Genomic DNA, 15,392 nt, shown 5'->3' with positions numbered 1-15,392 from the left:
GACATCGCTCTAGCCATCGGCCCGCACCGTGAACTCGCCCTCGGCGACCCGCGCCCGCAAGGCCTCGCCCGGCTCGACGTCCGCCGGGTCCCGCACCACATGACCGTCGTCCTTCTGCAGCACGGCGTACCCGCGCTTCAGGGTGGCGGCGGGGGAGAGGGCCACCACGCGCGCGTGCGTGTGCGTCAGCTCGGAGACGGCGCGGTCGAGCAGATGCCCGAGGGTGCGCCGCGAACGGTCGACCAGCGAGGCGACGTGATCGGCCCGCTCGTCGACCATCCGCTGCGGATCCTCCATGGCCGGCCGTGCGAGCGCCTGCGCCAGCCCCCGCTCCTCCCGCGCCACGAGCCCGTCGACACACCGCCGGGCCCGGTCCCGCAGCATCCGCACCCGCTCCAGCTCCTCACCCACGTCCGGTACGACCTTCTTCGCCGCGTCGGTGGGGGTGGAGGCACGCAGGTCGGCGACATAGTCGAGCAGCGGGGTGTCGGGCTCGTGGCCGATGGCGGACACGACGGGCGTACGGCACTCCGCGACCGCCCGCACCAGCTGCTCGTCGGAGAACGGCAGCAGATCCTCCACGCTGCCGCCCCCGCGCGCGACGATGATCACATCCACCTCCTCGATCGCGTCGAGCTCCTTCACGGCCTGCACGACCTGCGGCACCGCGTGCACGCCCTGCACCGGCACGTTCCGCACCTCGAACCGCACCGCCGGCCACCGGTGCCGGGCGTTCTCCAGCACATCCCGCTCCGCGGCCGAGGCCCGCCCGCACACCAGCCCGATCAACTGCGGCAGGAACGGCAGCGGTTTCTTCCGCCCGGCGGCGAACAGCCCCTCCGCGGCCAGCGCCTTCTTGAGCATCTCCAGCCGCGCCAGCAGCTCCCCGACCCCGACGGGCCTTATCTCGGCGGCCCGCAACGACAGCTGCCCACGCGGCGCGTACCACTCCGGCTTCGCGTGGACGACGACCCGGGCGCCCTCCCCTACGACATCGGCGACGGAGTCGAACACCTGGCGGTAACAGGTGACGCCGATCGAGATGTCGTGCGACGGATCCCGCAACGTCAGGAACACGACCCCGGCGCCGGGCCGCCGCGACAGCTGGGTGATCTGCCCCTCGACCCACACCGCACCGAGCCGGTCGATCCATCCGCCGATGAGCCGGGAGATCTCACCGACGGGCAGCGGTGCTTCGGCTGACGTGTTCAAAGCCATGCGGCGAGCGTAACGGCGCGGACTGACAGGACTGCCGTCCCGCCGTACCGCGAACCGATCCGGTCTCCCCCGGACCGTCACCCGGACGCGATCTCGGCGCCCCGAACGCGGCCTTACGATGGGTGCCATGACTGCTTCGCCTGGCCGCCGTGTCCTGCTCGCCGCCCCCCGTGGCTACTGCGCGGGTGTGGACCGCGCCGTGATCGCCGTCGAGAAGGCCCTCGAACAGTACGGGGCCCCGATCTACGTCCGGCACGAGATCGTCCACAACAAGTACGTCGTGCAGACCCTGGAGAAGAAGGGCGCGATCTTCGTCGAGCGGACCGAGGAGGTCCCGCCGGGGAACATCGTGATGTTCTCCGCGCACGGTGTCGCCCCCGTCGTCCACGAGGAGGCCGAGCGCGGCCGCCTCGCCACCATCGACGCCACCTGCCCACTGGTCACCAAGGTTCACAAGGAAGCCGTGCGCTTCGCAGGCGAGGACTACGACATCCTCCTGATCGGGCACGAGGGCCACGAGGAGGTCATCGGCACCTCCGGCGAGGCCCCCGACCACATCCAGCTGGTCGACGGCCCGGGCGACGTCGCCAAGGTCGAGGTCCGCGACGAGTCCAAGGTCGTCTGGCTCTCCCAGACCACCCTCTCCGTGGACGAGACGATGGAGACGGTCGACGCCCTGAAGGAGAAGTTCCCGCAGCTCATCTCGCCGCCCAGCGACGACATCTGCTACGCCACGCAGAACCGTCAGCTCGCCGTGAAGCAGATGGGCGCCGAGGCCGAGCTGGTCATCGTGGTCGGCTCCCGCAACTCCTCCAACTCCAAGCGGCTCGTCGAGGTCGCCAAGCTGGCCGGCTCCCGCGCCGCCTACCTGGTCGACTTCGCCGACGAGATCGACGAGGCCTGGCTGGAGGGCGTCACCACCGTCGGCGTCACCTCCGGCGCCTCCGTCCCCGAGGTACTGGTCGAGCAGGTCCTGGAGTGGCTCGCCGAACGCGGCTACGGCGATGTCGAGATCGTCAAGGCGGCCGAGGAGTCCATCACCTTCTCGCTGCCCAAGGAACTCCGCCGTGACCTGCGCGAAGAGGCGGCCACCCTGGTCGCCGAGCGCGGCGGGACCGGCGCCGGGGCGTGACCGCCCGTCGTACGACTGTGTGACTGCGGGACCGACCGACGTCGTGACTGTCAGTCGTACGACGTAACGTGGAGCCATGCAGATCTTCGGCGTGGACATCGGTGGTTCCGGGATCAAGGGCGCTCCTGTGGACCTGGACAAGGGCGACCTGGCCCAGGAGCGCTGCAAGGTGCTCACCCCGCATCCGGCGACGCCCGACGGCGTCGCCGACGGGGTCAAGCAGGTGGTCGACCACTTCGGGTGGAGGGGCCCGGTCGGGCTCACCTTCCCGGGCGTGATCTCGGACGGCACCCATATCCGCACGGCGGCGAACGTCGACAAGAGCTGGATCGACACCGACGCGCGCACGCTGTTCAGCGAGCGGCTCGGCGGCCTTCCGGTGACCGTCGTCAACGACGCGGACGCGGCCGGTGTGGCCGAGATCGAGTTCGGTGCCGGCCGCGGCCGCAGGGGTGTCATCCTCCTGCTGACCTTCGGCACCGGCATCGGCAGCGCCCTGTTCGTGGACGGCGAGCTGGTCCCCAACACCGAGCTGGGCCACCTGGAGCTGGACGGCCACGACGCCGAGAAGAAGGCCTCCAGCAAGGCCAAGGAGGACAACGACCTCAGCTGGGAGCAGTGGGGCGGCCGGGTGAACAAGTACCTCGCGCACGTCGAGATGCTCTTCACCCCGGACCTGTTCATCATCGGCGGCGGGGTGAGCCGCAAGGCCGAGAAGTTCCTGCCGTACCTCACGGGCGTGAAGGCCGAGATCGTGCCGGCCCAGCTGCAGAACAACGCGGGCATCGTGGGCGCGGCGATGCGAGCGGCGCTCCACGCCCGGTAGCCGGGACCGGCCCCTGCGCCGACAGCGGATCAGTCTCTGCGCCGGTGGTGATCAGACCCTGCGCCGGCGCCGGATGATCCGGGCCCGGCGGACGAGGACGATCGCCCCGGCGACCAGCGTCCCGCCGTAGAGCCAGCCGGCCTGGGTGGACAGGCCCGTCACCAGGCCCATCAGGCCACCCAGGAAGCCTCCGCCGCCGTCGGCGACGGTCAGCAGGCCGGCGGCGAAGGCGATCGGCACGACCACGGGGGCGGTCAGCAGATCGCCTCCGCGCACCCACAGCGCGGTCAGCGCCGCCACCGGCAGGAACAGCACGCCGTACACCGTCAGGGACGCCCCGAGGAGCAGGTCGTCCAGGAAGCCGAGCAGGAACATCGCGGCCGCGCAGAACAGGCCGCCGCCGAGTCCGGTGAGCCGGGGGTTCGGGAGCTGTCGGGGCCGTGCCGCCGGTGCCGGACGGGACCTTCCGGGGGCGGGCCGCCGCTCGGCCGTCCCCGGCCGCCGTCCGGCCTGCGGCGGCAGGGGCGCGCGGGGGGCGCCGCGGCGCGGTCCTTGCTGTCGGGGACGGGTCCTGTGCTGCTCCATTGGACCAACTTAGGTCGGTTAATGTGCCCAATCGGGGCCCAGACACGCCGAAAGCAAGCCGAAGAGCAGAGCTTGTCGCAGAGCTTGTCCAGGTGTTCGACGCGGCCGCCGGCCCGGGGCCCCGAACCCCGTAAACTGGTGGATCGGCCGGCCCGCCGGCACTGGCAGCCCCCCGGCTCACTCACCCACTCACTACGGGAAGTCGCAACGTGTCGCTCACGATCGGAATCGTCGGCCTGCCCAATGTCGGCAAGTCGACCCTGTTCAACGCCCTGACCAAGAACGACGTGCTGGCGGCCAACTACCCGTTCGCCACGATCGAGCCCAACGTGGGTGTGGTCGGCGTCCCCGACGCCCGGCTGGCCCAGCTGGCGTCGATCTTCAAGTCGGAGCGCATCCTCCCGGCCACGGTCGACTTCGTCGACATCGCCGGCATCGTGCGCGGCGCCTCCGAGGGCGAGGGCCTGGGCAACAAGTTCCTCGCGAACATCCGTGAGTCCGACGCGATCTGCCAGGTCATCCGCGCCTTCCAGGACGAGAACGTCGTGCACGTCGACGGCAAGGTCTCGCCGAAGGACGACATCGAGACGATCAACACCGAGCTGATCCTCGCCGACCTCCAGACCATCGAGAAGGTCCTCCCGCGCCTCCAGAAGGAGTCGCGGATCAAGAAGGACGTGGCTCCCAAGGTCAAGGCCGTCGAGGAGGCCAAGGAGATCCTGGAGAAGGGCGACACCCTGTTCTCCCAGGGCATCGTCCAGGGCTCGGACCGCGCCGAGCTCCTCCACGACCTGCACCTGCTGACCACCAAGCCGTTCCTCTACGTCTTCAACGTCGACGAGGACGAGCTGACCGACGACACCTTCAAGGCCGAGCAGCGCGCCCTGGTCGCCCCCGCCGAGGCGATCTTCCTCAACGCCAAGCTGGAGCAGGACCTCGCCGAACTCGACGAGGAGGACGCCCTGGAGCTCCTGGAGTCGGTCGGCGCCGAGGAGCCCGGCCTCGCCACCCTCGCCCGCGTCGGCTTCGACACCCTCGGCCTGCAGACCTACCTCACGGCCGGCCCCAAGGAATCCCGCGCCTGGACCATCAAGAAGGGCGCCACGGCCCCCGAGGCGGCCGGTGTGATCCACACCGACTTCCAGAAGGGCTTCATCAAGGCCGAGGTCATCTCCTTCGCCGACCTGGTCGAGACCGGCTCGGTCGCCGAGGCCCGCGCCAAGGGCAAGGCCCGCATGGAGGGCAAGGACTACGTCATGCAGGACGGGGACGTGGTGGAGTTCCGCTTCAACGTCTAGTCGATCTTGCGGAAGGCCGTCTGACCTGCGGCGGAGCGGGTTGGGCGGCCTTTGCTGTCCGCGCAGAGTCCGCAGCGTGCTGGATGAGTCCGGCACGCGGGGGAGCGGTTACGCCGCTTCGTCGACCTGTGGCTGGGCATCGGCGGACTGGTCCGCGTACGCCTTGTCGACGGCGGCCCGGGTCCGCTCCTCGGAGTCGGGCCACAGGTGGGTGTAGATGTTCAGCGTCATGGCCGCGTTGGTGTGGCCGAGGCGCTCGGAGACCGTCTTCACGGACTCGCCGTGCTTGATCAGGAGGCTGGCGTAGTGATGCCGGAGGGCGTGGGGTCCGGTGCCCTTCGCTATGCCAGCCTTCGCGCAGGCGGGCCGCCAGGACCCGTCCATGAAGTGCGTGTAGACCACGGGCCCGCCTTGCGGTGCCGTGAAGATCCAGCCTTCGGGCCCATCGGCGGGGAAGTCCCGCAGGTGGGCCTTCATTGCATCCACCGCTATGCGGGGGAGTGGAACCGTGCGGTGCGAGCGAGCGGTCTTGGGCGGGCAGACGTACACGCCGTGCTTGGTGGTCTGCTGGATCTGCTGCTCGACCGAGACGGTCGCGTGCAGCAGGTCCACGTGCCGGAGCTGGAGGCCGAACAACTCGCCGGGGCGGAGCCCGGTGGCGGCGCCGAGCAGCACGAGGCCCTTGTATCGGGCGGGTATCTCCTCGGACAGGATCCGCACCTGCTCGACGGCCAGCGGCAGGATCTTCTTCCGTGGTACCGAGGGCAGTTTCGCCTCGGCGCACGGGTTGTGAGGGATCATCCGGTCACGGACGGCCGCCCGGAAGACGGCGTTGACCGTGTTGAAGACCGTCCGTGAGGTGCTGGCGGCCAGCCCGTGCGTGGTGGTCAGGCTGGTGACCCAGCTCTGTACGTCGCCAGGCTTGATGGCGCCGAGTGCCCGCTTCTCCCAGGCCGGGTAGACGTAGCAGCGCAGGTGCTGGGCCACCGCCTTGGCCGTAGAAGGTCGATGGGGCTGGATGGCACGCCATTCCTCCGCGTACTCCTTGAAGGGCTTCTTCGCCGATCGCGGGTCGACGTACTGACCGGTGACCAGGCTGGCCGTGACCTCGTCGATCCACCGTTGGGCATCGATCTTGCGGTCGAAGTGGCGGGCGTGCTCCTTGCCGTCGAGGTCGCGGTAGCGGGCCCGCCATTTGCCGTTGGGGCGCTTCTGGATGTTGGCCAAGTGGCCTCTCCTTCGTGTCGGTTGTCAGTAGTGGCCGCCGTCCGCGATGTCGTTGCTGAGCGTGCGAGCGTCCCGCTCGTCGCCCATGAGGCGGAGGCACTGCTCGTGGATGGCCCGCGAGCTGTCGGGGTGGGCCTTGATGTGGTCGGCGATGGCGACCACGGCGTGGTGGAGGCGGTCGCGCGCGTCGCGGGCCTCGTAGAACGCCTCGACGGCCTCTTGGACGAGGCGCCGGCTGTCGATGTCGAGCCCTTCCGGGGGCGGTGACATCAGCTCTTCGAGGGGGAGCTCGAAGACGCGGGAGAAGGCGAGGGCCTCGTCGAGGTTGATGCGCCGACGGGGGGTGCCGTTCTCGATGCGCCAGACCGCCGTCTGGTTCATCTTGATGCCGGCTCTGGTCACCCGCTCCGCCAGCTCGGTCGTGCTCCACCCTCTGACCTCACGCTCTAGGGCGACGCGTGCGGCCACGTTCCCCTCGCTGTAGAGCAGCGGCACTTCGCCACCCTCGGGCTTGTCGCCTGCCATCGAACCTCCATCGTCACCATCGCTATCCCAATTGAAACATGAGCTTCCCGATTTGGGTAACCGTCGATCCTGGGGTACACCTTATGCAGATCGAATCGCCGCCTAGCCGAATGGGAATGCATGCGATACCTGACCACCGCCGAGGTCGCCGAGCGCTACCGCACGGCCGAGAGCACCGTCCGCTACTGGCGCCACATCCAAAAGGGGCCACGCGGCATCAAGGTCGGCAAGCGGGTGCTGTACCCCGAGGCCGAGCTGCTGCGCTACGAGCGCACCCTGATCGACGGCCAGGAGGAATGGGGCCTGGCCTCGTGAGCCACCGACAGGCCCAGACACAGCAACGGCCCCCGGCGCGCCAACGCCGAGGGCCGGAGATTCCCCTGAACGTCGCCCATCCCTGAACGAACGAACCGGTGAGGGGCGGGACCTTGCCCGTCCCGTCCCTCACCTGAGAGGAACGTCTATGGAGGACCCTACGTCCCCCACCACCTCGAACGCATCCGAGGTTGTCTGGCCCACCCCCGCGGTCCCCGGTCAGGGCATCTCCTGGCGCAACGGGGACCGAAGCGGGGACCGAACGGAGTCACGGTCCCCTGCTGCCCCCGCCAGCGGCGATGCTTCGACGGGTGTTCCGGTCGGGGACCGAAACACCCCCAGCGCGGAACATGCGCAGGTCAGTGCCCTGGGGACCGGTCCCGTGGGAGCGGAAGCCGGGGACCGGACGGAGACTTTCGGTCCCCTGGTCCCCGAACCCGGTCCCCGAATCCCGGGCGAGCACGCCGCTCTCCGAGTCGTTGGTGAGGGTCATGGTCCCCACTCATCTGCGGGGACCGTGGTCCCTGACGGCGGATCGGGGACCGGGGACCGCGCCGGTACGAGCCACGAGACGGCCGACGAAGGAGCCTCGCTGCTGGATGACCTGCGTGCGGCGATCGGCCGTTACGTGGTGCTGCCGAGCGAGGAGGCCCTGTCGGCGGTCACGCTGTGGGTGGCGGCCTCCCACACTCAGCCCGCCCTCCAGCACGCGCCGCGCCTGGCGGTGGTGGGCCCGATCAAGGGATGCGGTAAGTCCCGCGTCCTCGACGTACTCCACGAGACCGTGTACCAGCCGATGATGACGGTGAACACCTCGCCTGCGGTGGTCTTCCGCGTCATCGGCAAGAACCCGCCGACTCTGTTGGTGGACGAGGCCGACACCATCTTCGGCCCCAAGGCTGGCGACAAGGAGGACCTGCGCGGCCTGCTGAACGCCGGGCACCAGCGCAACCGCCCGGCCTGGCGAATCTCCGGCCCGGAACACAAGCCGACCGCGTTCCCGACCTTCGCCATGGCCGCGCTAGCCGGGATCGGCGACCTGCCGGACACGATCATTGACCGTGCCATCGTCCTCCGCATGCAGAAGCGCAAGCCCGGCGAGAAGATCGCTGCCTTCCGCTCCCGGTACTCCGTCCCGGAACTGAACGAGCTGCGCGACCGACTGACCGCGTGGCTGACCCCGCTGCGCGGGGCAGCGGAGCGGCTGGTGCCGCCGATGCCGGTCGAGGACCGGGCTGCGGACACCTGGGAGCCCCTGGTCATCGTCGCCGACCTGGCCGGCGGACACTGGCCCTCGCGGGCCCGCGCCGCCTGCCTGGCTATGACCCGCAACGAGGTGGTCCAGGACGAACAGACGACGCTGAAGACGCGGCTGCTACGCGACGTCCGCCGCGTGTTCGAACAGGTGGGTCACAAGGAGGCTCTGCGCAGCCAGGACCTGCTCGCCGCCCTGGTCCAGGACGCCGAGGCGCCGTGGGCCGAGTACGGGACGAAGGGCCTGAACGCCTACCACCTGGCCAACCTGCTGCGTGACTTCGGCATCAGCCCGGCCAACCACCGTTTCGAGAGCGGCAGGCAGGCCAAGGCGTACGCCCGCAACCAGTTCCTCGACGCCTGGGCCCGCTACTGCCCCGACCCTGCCCCACCGGCTCCCGCAGCAGCGGGGCCCGTGCCCGCACGTCGAGCCCCGGGCAAGCCGCCCGCCCCTCCGTCGAGGACGTTGCCCATCCGCCCGCCCGGTGGGCATGCAGGCCCCAGGCCCACTCGCTGACACCAGCTCCGTATCAATCCGTCGCATCCGTCCCCGCGCAGGTCAGCGCGGGGACGGAGTTCCTCGCCGATACGGATCACTCCGTACCTGCGACCGCCTCCGTACCTGTCCTGACCAGCTACGGGACGGATGCAACGGACGTGACGAAGCCCCACCCCACACGAACACCGGAGCACCACCATGCCCGAAACGAGCACCGACAACTCCCTCACCCGCCGCCGCAAGGGATTCTTCGGCCTGACCCGCCGATCAGCAGCAAGCTGGAGCGAACGAGCCTCTAACGAGGCTTCGTCCGCGCTTGCCCCCCCAGGGGTGGCGGAGGAGAAGGCCGAGCGCCTGGGGGCGCCCGAGCCGGAGGAAGGCATAGCCGAGACCAGCTGCCCGCCGGCAGCCGACCCCGTCGCCCCGAGCACTCAGACGCCGACCGATGTCCGGCCGCCCGCCGAGCAGCCCTCCTGGCGGGACCTCGACGCCCCCGTCCTGCCCGCGCTGATGAACCGCAAGCGCACCGTGGAAAAGCGCGACCAGGAGAAGACCATCCGCTTCACCCGGACCGCAGTGAGCGTGATCAGCGCCGCCGCTCACCAGCGCGGCCAGAAGTTCGCCGGATTCGTCGGCGACGCCGCCCTCGCCGTCGCCCTCGGCAAGGCAGGACTGGTCGGCAGCCCGGAGGACGACCCGGTCCGCCCACTGATCGAGGCCGTCGAAGTACACACCGTCGCGCTGAACCGCATCGGCGGCACCCTCAACCAGATCACCGCAGCCATCCACCGAGGAACGGTGCCCGAGCGCGCCGAGACGGTGCTGGACCGCGTCGAGCAAGCAGCCGAGAACAGCTACCGACTGATCGACCAGCTCCTGACGGAAGGCACCGCCCATGGTTCCTGACGTCTCGACCGGCTCCGACACCCGCGGACTGATCGTCTACCTCTTCGGCCCCGGCCGCCGAGACGAACACACCAACCCACACATCGTCGCCGCCTGGGACATGGCCGGCGCCCCCGACCCCGGCCGCAACCCCGAAGCCACCTACACCCACCTCGCCAAGCGCCTCGACACCTACGTCGACCTGCGCACCCGCGAACTGGGCGGCAAGAAACCACCCCAGCACGTCTGGCACTGCCCGGTCCGCACCGCGCCCGGCGACCGCTACCTCACCGACACCGAGTGGGCCGAGATCGCCCGACGCATCGTCCACGCCACAGGCATCGCCCCCGAAAGCGACGACAAGGCATGCCGATGGATCGCCGTGCGCCACGCCGACGACCACATCCACATCATGGCCACCACCGTCCGCGCCGACGGACGCCGCCCCCGCACCCACCACGACGGACAGCGCGCCCAAGCCGAATGCCGCAAGATCGAAGCCGAGTTCGGCCTGCGCCGCCTGAAGTCCGGCGACCTCACCGCGCCCCGCACCCCCACCGGAGCCGAACGCGCCAAGGCGGAACGCCAGGGCCAGACCGTCACGGCACGGCAGTGGCTGCGCGAGCAGGCGTACGCGGTCGCCGCCACCGTACAAACCGAAGCCGACTACTTCACCGTGCTGGACTCCCTGGGCATCAAGGTCAAGACGCGCCTCGGCCCCGAGACCGGCGATGTGATCGGCTACAGCCTTGCCACACCTGGAGACACCAACGCGGCCGGCGAACCCGTCTGGTACGGAGGCTCCAAACTTGCCCCCGACCTCTCGATCAACCGTCTACGCGAACGCCTCCCCAACCAGAAGGTGGCCGACCACCCGCAGTACGTGGCGGACCCAGCCGACCCATGGCGCCACACCACCACCGCCATACACGTGGCACGCACCGTCCTTGGCTCCGGTGACGATGCCGCCGCCCAGGGCCACCTGGCCGCCTTCGGTGACGCCCTGTACAACATCGCCAGCGCCACGACCGGCCCACACCGGACGGAACTACGAGCGGCGGCGATGGCGTTCAACCGCGCCCGCCGCTCCGCCACCCGCGCCGACCACCAGGCCGCCACCGCCCTGCGCAAGGCCGCCAAGGAACTCGCCTACGCCTCCAGCGAGCCGGGCGGACTCGCCATCGCCCTGCTCTTCGCCACCGTGCACCTGGCCCGCGCCGCCGCCCACTGGCACGCCCAACGCGGCCACGAACAGCAAGCAGCCGCGGCCGAAGAAGCCCTCCGCCACCTACAGGCGGGCTACCAGCAGGCCGCCACACCCGTCCTGGCGGACTTGGCCCGCCGAGCACCGCGAGCCGCAACCGCCCGCCGCTTCGAACAGGATCTTCGTGCAGCTCTCCCCGACTACGCCGACCGGATCCTCGCCGACCCCACTTGGACCGCCCTGACCACAACCCTCGCCCAAGCCGAGACCGCCGGCCACAAACCCCGACGTCTCCTAGCCGAGATGGGCACCCAGCGGGAACTCGACAGCGCGGAACGCCCCGCCGAGGTCCTCAACTGGCGCATCACCGCTCAGCCGAACCGGCGGACGCAAGCGGCTCGCATGCGAAGCGCCACCAGCGGAACGTCGGCCATGTCCGCCACGCCACACCCTCCGGCCACACCAGTGGCCACGAGGCCCGAAGAACGCAGTCGACACCGCTGACGCCACGGCCCGATATCCCCGCCACACATCATGGCGGGGACATCCGGGCGACTCAACGGCCGGCTGCTTGCCAGCCACAAAGCTGCTTACGTTGATTCCCCACGCGCTCCGGTGGACAGGTGTGTCGCTCCGGTCGGCCTCGCACTCAGGTGAGGCCGACCGGCGAATCACGCTTCAGGAGCAGTTCCACTCCTCGCTGGGCAGCGCGTGCCACAGGTCGAGCCAGTCGTGGAGCAGGAAGAGGGGGCGGGTCAGGACGACGTCGCCGGCCCGCTGGGAGCGGATCGCCAGGCCGAGGTCGGCGAAGACCGGATCGCCAGCGACGCTGTACGCCAGGCTGCCGGGCCGTGTTGGGCGGTGGACGAGCCAGTCCTCCACCTGGGAAGGTGCGCAGCCGGTCAGCGGGGCCGCGTCCAATCTCACCTGGGGGCCGGTGAGAGCGTCTGCGGCGACGCACCCCAGGCGGTTGTCACGGAAGAGGGCCCTGATCCCGCTCTCAGTGAAGTCGGCGTAGTTGAGCTGTTGGTCTTCGCCGTGGTGGGAGTAGGACGAGACAGCCGGTCCTTCGCCGAGGACGCGGGTGATCTCCTCCAAGGTCATCCCGAAGTGCAGGGGGCCTACTCCTACGTACGGCGTGAACGTCCACTCGGCACGCTCCTCCTCCCGGGCGATCCGCCACGGGCCGCAGTACCCCGCCTCGCTCCCCGGGGCGACCACGGGCGGCTCGGGTGCAGATTCTTGCGAGGCGGCCGATCTGGGCGTGGTCCGGTCCTCACGCCGACGGCCGAGTCGTTCCGGAGCCGCGGTGTCCTCGGGCTGCTCTTCCAGCCAGCGGATCGCCTGCTCCTGGTCCTGGCCGAACGGGTCTTCCGCCAACTCGCCTGCCCGGTCCAGGGCCGCGCGGCGCTCGTCCTCCGCAGTGACGAGGCCGGTGACATCCTTCCCCCAGGCAGCCAGCCGTTCCCGGGCGATCCACCGGTAGTACGAGTCCGCGCTCACGGCAAGGACCTCGCGAACGGCGGGCGCGTACCGGGGTACGGACGAGGCGAGGGCGGGGTCGGCCAGCAGCAGGGCGGTGGCCGCGAGCGCGGCCTCCCTCACCAGTGGTTCGTCGTCGTCGCAGAAATCCGCGATGTGGTCGTGGAGTATCGGCCTTGCCGCACGTGCGGCAGCCAGATCCTGCGTCGTGCCGACGCCGTCCTCGACGTCCAGGCGGGCGATGTCGGCGAACGAAGCCAGCCAGTTCAGCAGTTCGGCGCGAAGCGACCGCCGACCGGCCCTGCGCTCCCACCGGCCTTCGGCGAGGGTGCGCGGATCGTCGAGAAGACGGGCGAGAACCAAGGCCGCCGGAGCGGTCGCCGGAAACACCTGCTCCCGATTGAGGAGCAGCCGATACAGATCCCCCACCGCCCGCACCCGGCGGGCCGGGTCGGTGGCGAGCACAGCGCCGAGGATGTCCGGTGTGTCAGGCACACCGTGCTGGCCAGTACAGACGTGCGGCAGCCCCTCCCAGGCGGTGCCGGCGAGCTCTGCCTGTGCTCTGGGTGGCAGAGAGCCGGCGGGAGCATCAGGAAGGTCTGGGGTCATCTCGTTGATCACGGCCGCAGTGTTCCAGCCGACTCCGACATCAGCGCCGCCGATACATGCCACAAACCGCAGGCGGCTCACGCTCGAGCAATACTCTGATGCCCTCGCTGCTCGTGGCAGCGAGGGCATCAGTCGTCAGGCGGCGCGGGCTGTGGGTAACTGCGCGACCCACCTCGTGACCTCGGTCAGGTGCTCGGGCTGTAGACCGAGGTGCGGGTCGGGCTGAATGAGGAGGGTCGCCGTTCCCTTCGCAGTGCGCTCCACCGCCCATTCGTGGTCGAGGCCGGTGAAGTCGTCGTCGATCCAGACGGCGGGGGCGTCGCCCAGCCAGGCGTCGACGTGGTCACGCTTCCACAGGTAGCCGTTGGGGTGGCTGGTGGTGATCTGTGGACGCGGGAGATCGACATACGACAGGGTTGGAAGGCCGAGGAGCGGGCCGATGAGGGTGGTGGCGTCCTGGCGCCAGCTGGTGCACCAGACCGGGGTGACCAGGCCGGTGCGGATCACGTCCATGAGCATGGGGCCGTGGGAAGGGTCGAGCCAGACGGTGACCGGGTTGTCGGCGCTCCGGCCGGTGGGGACGACGTCGTGGCGGGCGTGCGTGGCCGGGGTCGAGCCGTGCTCGTCGGGGAAGGATATGAGGACGCCGTCGATGTCGAGGAGCAAGTAGGGCGGGCGCATCGGTCCTCCAGGGGCCGGGGCGAGGGGCGGCGGTCAGAGCTTGCGAGCGCGGATCAGCAGGGTGGTGGGCCAGTGGCCCATGCGGGGGTCGTGGAACTCCTGGGCCGAGGTAAGCGAGAAGCCCGCCCGGCTGAGGTGCCTCTCCCAGCGGTCGGTGTCGAACTCCCAGCGGGCGATGGGGAGCCGGGTGCGGTCGGGGAGGGTGACGTCGTCGCGGCGAGGCCGGTCGTCGCCGGAAGGGCTTCGGCCGCCACGCTGCGGGTGGGGGACGGAAAAGGCGAGCACTCGTCCAGGCGTGAGGCGCTGGGCAATGGTCGGGAGCAGGAGCTCGGACGCGACGAGCCCGACGGCGCCGAATACGGAGTAGATCGCGTCGAACTGCTCGTCGGTGGCGTGCAGATAGTGCAGGGCGTGGCCGGCGATGAAGGTGAGGTTGTTCAGCCGTCCGTAGTGGGAGCGGGCGCGGCGGACCTGCAGGCCGACCAGGTCGACGCCGGTGACGTGGGCGCCGTGTCGGGTGGCGAGGTGGGCGGCGTTGTGGCCGGGGCCGCAGCCGAGTTCCAGGAGCCGCTTCCCACGCAGGTCAGGCCCGAGGACGTCGGCTCCGGGCCCTTGGCCGGGTCTCGTGGTCCATTCCATCCGAGCGGGTACGGAGAGGGGTTCGGCGAGTCCGGCGGCGGTGCGCTGAAGCGCGTGGGCGTGCCACGGGGAAGCCTGGGCGAGCACGTCAGATCTCCAGGAGGTGGAAGACGTCGGTGAGGTGGCGGCGGACGGCCTTGAGGTAGGCGGGGTCGGTGGCCGGGTCGTTGATCCAGCGGATGGACTGCTCCATGAACCACTCGACGGCCCACATGCGGTGCCAGCCCAGGGCCCAGTTCTCGGCGGTGAGCCCGCCTCGCGGGGCAAGGGCGTCGGGGGTGCCGCCGGCAGTGACGTACTGCTCCAGGAAGATGCGCAGGCGCACAGGGTGCGGGGGCTCGATAGTGCCGTGCCAGCTGGCGAGGTCGAGCAGGCCGGGGCCGGTGAAGGCGCGGGCGAAGTCGAGCAGCCGCCAGCCGCGCTCGCCGATGTGGAGGCTGGTGGGGTGGAACTCGGAGTGCACCCAGCCGAACGGTTCCAGTGTTGCTCCGGCCGAGCGGGCTTCGGCGGCCTTGGCGATCCGGTCGATCGCGTCCTCGACGTCGTCGGCGTCCTGCCACCGGTCGGCCTTGCGCAGCCGTTCGAGGTGTTCCAGCGCCCGGGCCGGAAGTGCGCGCAGGCGCTCCTGGCCGAGGGCGGGCAAGGGCGGAGCCGTACGGGTGCCGTGCAGGATCACGGCCGCAGCGACACCGTCGAGGTCGTCGGTCTCGCGGACGGACGGTCCGAGGTCCTCCATGAGCATGCCGAGCCAGCCGTCCAGGACGGCGGAGGCGTGGACCTGGGGGACGGGTACGCCGAGGGTATGGGCCAGGCGGAGGGCCTGGTCCTCGCTGTCGAAGGGCTTCTTGGCGTACTTGAAGATGGCCGTGGAGCCGTCGGGGAAGGTCACGCGCTCGACGCCGGACATGGACCACACGCGTACCTCCTCCCGTACGGCGGTGGTCTGGCCGGTCGCGGTGAGCAGGCTGTCGAGGAGTTCGGCGCTGGGGTTTGTGGTCACGGGAGGGCTCCGG

At 70.2% G+C, this 15,392-nt stretch carries 15 protein-coding genes; 7 read left to right on the top strand and 8 right to left on the bottom strand.

All coding sequences use genetic code 11. The annotated features are described in order from the left end of the window. Positions 1 to 9: 9 nt before the first annotated feature. Entirely contained in the window at positions 10 to 1,218 is a 1,209-nt protein-coding gene (gene xseA, locus EDD90_RS20640; protein WP_123974446.1) for an exodeoxyribonuclease VII large subunit, read from the bottom strand. 118 nt (positions 1,219 to 1,336) lie between these two features. Here xseA and EDD90_RS20635 point away from each other — a divergent pair, with 118 nt between their 5' ends. Both EDD90_RS20635 and ppgK read left to right on the top strand, forming a co-directional pair. Continuing rightward, on the top strand, positions 1,337 to 2,350 hold the full coding sequence (locus EDD90_RS20635) for a 4-hydroxy-3-methylbut-2-enyl diphosphate reductase (RefSeq protein ID WP_123974445.1): 1,014 nt from the start codon (positions 1,337 to 1,339) through the stop codon (positions 2,348 to 2,350). 76 nt (positions 2,351 to 2,426) lie between these two features. Next, positions 2,427 to 3,176, top strand: coding sequence for a polyphosphate--glucose phosphotransferase (gene ppgK / locus EDD90_RS20630; protein WP_123974444.1), 750 nt, complete (start codon positions 2,427 to 2,429; stop codon positions 3,174 to 3,176). 51 nt (positions 3,177 to 3,227) lie between these two features. Here the strand turns inward: ppgK and EDD90_RS20625 are convergent, their stop codons facing one another. Continuing rightward, the gene (locus EDD90_RS20625; protein ID WP_123974443.1) at positions 3,228 to 3,761 is read right to left on the bottom strand and encodes a DUF6542 domain-containing protein; all 534 of its coding nucleotides are present in this window, start codon (positions 3,759 to 3,761) and stop codon (positions 3,228 to 3,230) included. 209 nt (positions 3,762 to 3,970) lie between these two features. Between EDD90_RS20625 and ychF the strand changes: the two genes are divergently transcribed. Continuing rightward, a complete protein-coding gene (ychF, locus tag EDD90_RS20620) occupies positions 3,971 to 5,059 on the top strand; it encodes a redox-regulated ATPase YchF (protein WP_123974442.1) in 1,089 nt (362 codons plus the stop codon). 108 nt (positions 5,060 to 5,167) lie between these two features. On the opposite strand, the gene EDD90_RS20615 is transcribed toward ychF, so the two are convergent. Then, positions 5,168 to 6,286 carry a site-specific integrase gene (locus EDD90_RS20615; RefSeq protein WP_123974441.1) on the bottom strand — a complete coding sequence of 373 codons (1,119 nt, stop codon included), beginning with the start codon at positions 6,284 to 6,286 and terminating at the stop codon, positions 5,168 to 5,170. 24 nt (positions 6,287 to 6,310) lie between these two features. Continuing rightward, positions 6,311 to 6,811, bottom strand: coding sequence for a helix-turn-helix domain-containing protein (locus tag EDD90_RS20610; RefSeq protein WP_123974440.1), 501 nt, complete (start codon positions 6,809 to 6,811; stop codon positions 6,311 to 6,313). 120 nt (positions 6,812 to 6,931) lie between these two features. Here EDD90_RS20610 and EDD90_RS20605 point away from each other — a divergent pair, with 120 nt between their 5' ends. The 4 genes from EDD90_RS20605 to EDD90_RS20590 all read left to right on the top strand — a co-directional run bounded on the left by EDD90_RS20605 (position 6,932) and on the right by EDD90_RS20590 (position 11,472). Beyond that, a complete protein-coding gene (locus tag EDD90_RS20605) occupies positions 6,932 to 7,126 on the top strand; it encodes an AlpA family transcriptional regulator (RefSeq protein WP_123974439.1) in 195 nt (64 codons plus the stop codon). A gap of 517 nt (positions 7,127 to 7,643) precedes the next feature. Then, entirely contained in the window at positions 7,644 to 8,897 is a 1,254-nt protein-coding gene (locus EDD90_RS20600; RefSeq protein ID WP_123974438.1) for a DUF3631 domain-containing protein, read from the top strand. A 312-nt stretch (positions 8,898 to 9,209) separates the two neighbouring features. After that, positions 9,210 to 9,785 carry a hypothetical protein gene (locus tag EDD90_RS20595; protein WP_123981422.1) on the top strand — a complete coding sequence of 192 codons (576 nt, stop codon included), beginning with the start codon at positions 9,210 to 9,212 and terminating at the stop codon, positions 9,783 to 9,785. After that, on the top strand, positions 9,775 to 11,472 hold the full coding sequence (locus EDD90_RS20590; RefSeq protein ID WP_123974437.1) for a relaxase/mobilization nuclease domain-containing protein: 1,698 nt from the start codon (positions 9,775 to 9,777) through the stop codon (positions 11,470 to 11,472). The genes EDD90_RS20595 and EDD90_RS20590 overlap by 11 nt, the downstream gene beginning before the upstream one ends. Before the next feature lie 174 nt (positions 11,473 to 11,646). Here EDD90_RS20590 and EDD90_RS20585 read toward each other — a convergent pair whose 3' ends face one another. The 4 genes from EDD90_RS20585 to EDD90_RS20570 form a co-directional block, all read right to left on the bottom strand. Further along, the gene (locus EDD90_RS20585) at positions 11,647 to 12,945 is read right to left on the bottom strand and encodes a hypothetical protein (RefSeq protein ID WP_260327960.1); all 1,299 of its coding nucleotides are present in this window, start codon (positions 12,943 to 12,945) and stop codon (positions 11,647 to 11,649) included. Positions 12,946 to 13,194: 249 nt separating this feature from the next. After that, the gene (locus EDD90_RS20580) at positions 13,195 to 13,740 is read right to left on the bottom strand and encodes an HAD domain-containing protein (RefSeq protein WP_123974435.1); all 546 of its coding nucleotides are present in this window, start codon (positions 13,738 to 13,740) and stop codon (positions 13,195 to 13,197) included. Between the two features lie 33 nt (positions 13,741 to 13,773). Next, the gene (locus EDD90_RS20575; protein WP_123974434.1) at positions 13,774 to 14,466 is read right to left on the bottom strand and encodes a bifunctional 2-polyprenyl-6-hydroxyphenol methylase/3-demethylubiquinol 3-O-methyltransferase UbiG; all 693 of its coding nucleotides are present in this window, start codon (positions 14,464 to 14,466) and stop codon (positions 13,774 to 13,776) included. Between the two features lies 1 nt (position 14,467). After that, a complete protein-coding gene (locus EDD90_RS20570; RefSeq protein WP_123974433.1) occupies positions 14,468 to 15,379 on the bottom strand; it encodes a phosphotransferase family protein in 912 nt (303 codons plus the stop codon). Between the last annotated feature and the right edge of the window lie 13 nt (positions 15,380 to 15,392).

Source organism: Streptomyces sp. Ag109_O5-1 (assembly GCF_003814875.1).
Taxonomy (GTDB): Bacteria; Actinomycetota; Actinomycetes; order Streptomycetales; family Streptomycetaceae; genus Streptomyces; species Streptomyces sasae.
The sequence above is the reverse complement of the archived record's forward strand: the minus strand, read 5'-3'. Positions and strand labels throughout refer to the sequence as shown.

Bases quoted from the DNA above. Each gene is read 5' to 3' on its own strand.
- EDD90_RS20610 (WP_123974440.1), bottom strand. From the start codon at position 6,811: ATGGCAGGCGACAAGCCCGAGGGTGGCGAAGTGCCGCTGCTCTACAGC.
- xseA (WP_123974446.1), bottom strand. From the start codon at position 1,218: ATGGCTTTGAACACGTCAGCCGAAGCACCGCTGCCCGTCGGTGAGATC.
- EDD90_RS20625 (WP_123974443.1), bottom strand. From the start codon at position 3,761: ATGGAGCAGCACAGGACCCGTCCCCGACAGCAAGGACCGCGCCGCGGC.
- EDD90_RS20605 (WP_123974439.1), top strand. From the start codon at position 6,932: ATGCGATACCTGACCACCGCCGAGGTCGCCGAGCGCTACCGCACGGCC.
- EDD90_RS20590 (WP_123974437.1), top strand. From the start codon at position 9,775: ATGGTTCCTGACGTCTCGACCGGCTCCGACACCCGCGGACTGATCGTC.
- ppgK (WP_123974444.1), top strand. From the start codon at position 2,427: ATGCAGATCTTCGGCGTGGACATCGGTGGTTCCGGGATCAAGGGCGCT.
- EDD90_RS20635 (WP_123974445.1), top strand. From the start codon at position 1,337: ATGGGTGCCATGACTGCTTCGCCTGGCCGCCGTGTCCTGCTCGCCGCC.
- EDD90_RS20580 (WP_123974435.1), bottom strand. From the start codon at position 13,740: ATGCGCCCGCCCTACTTGCTCCTCGACATCGACGGCGTCCTCATATCC.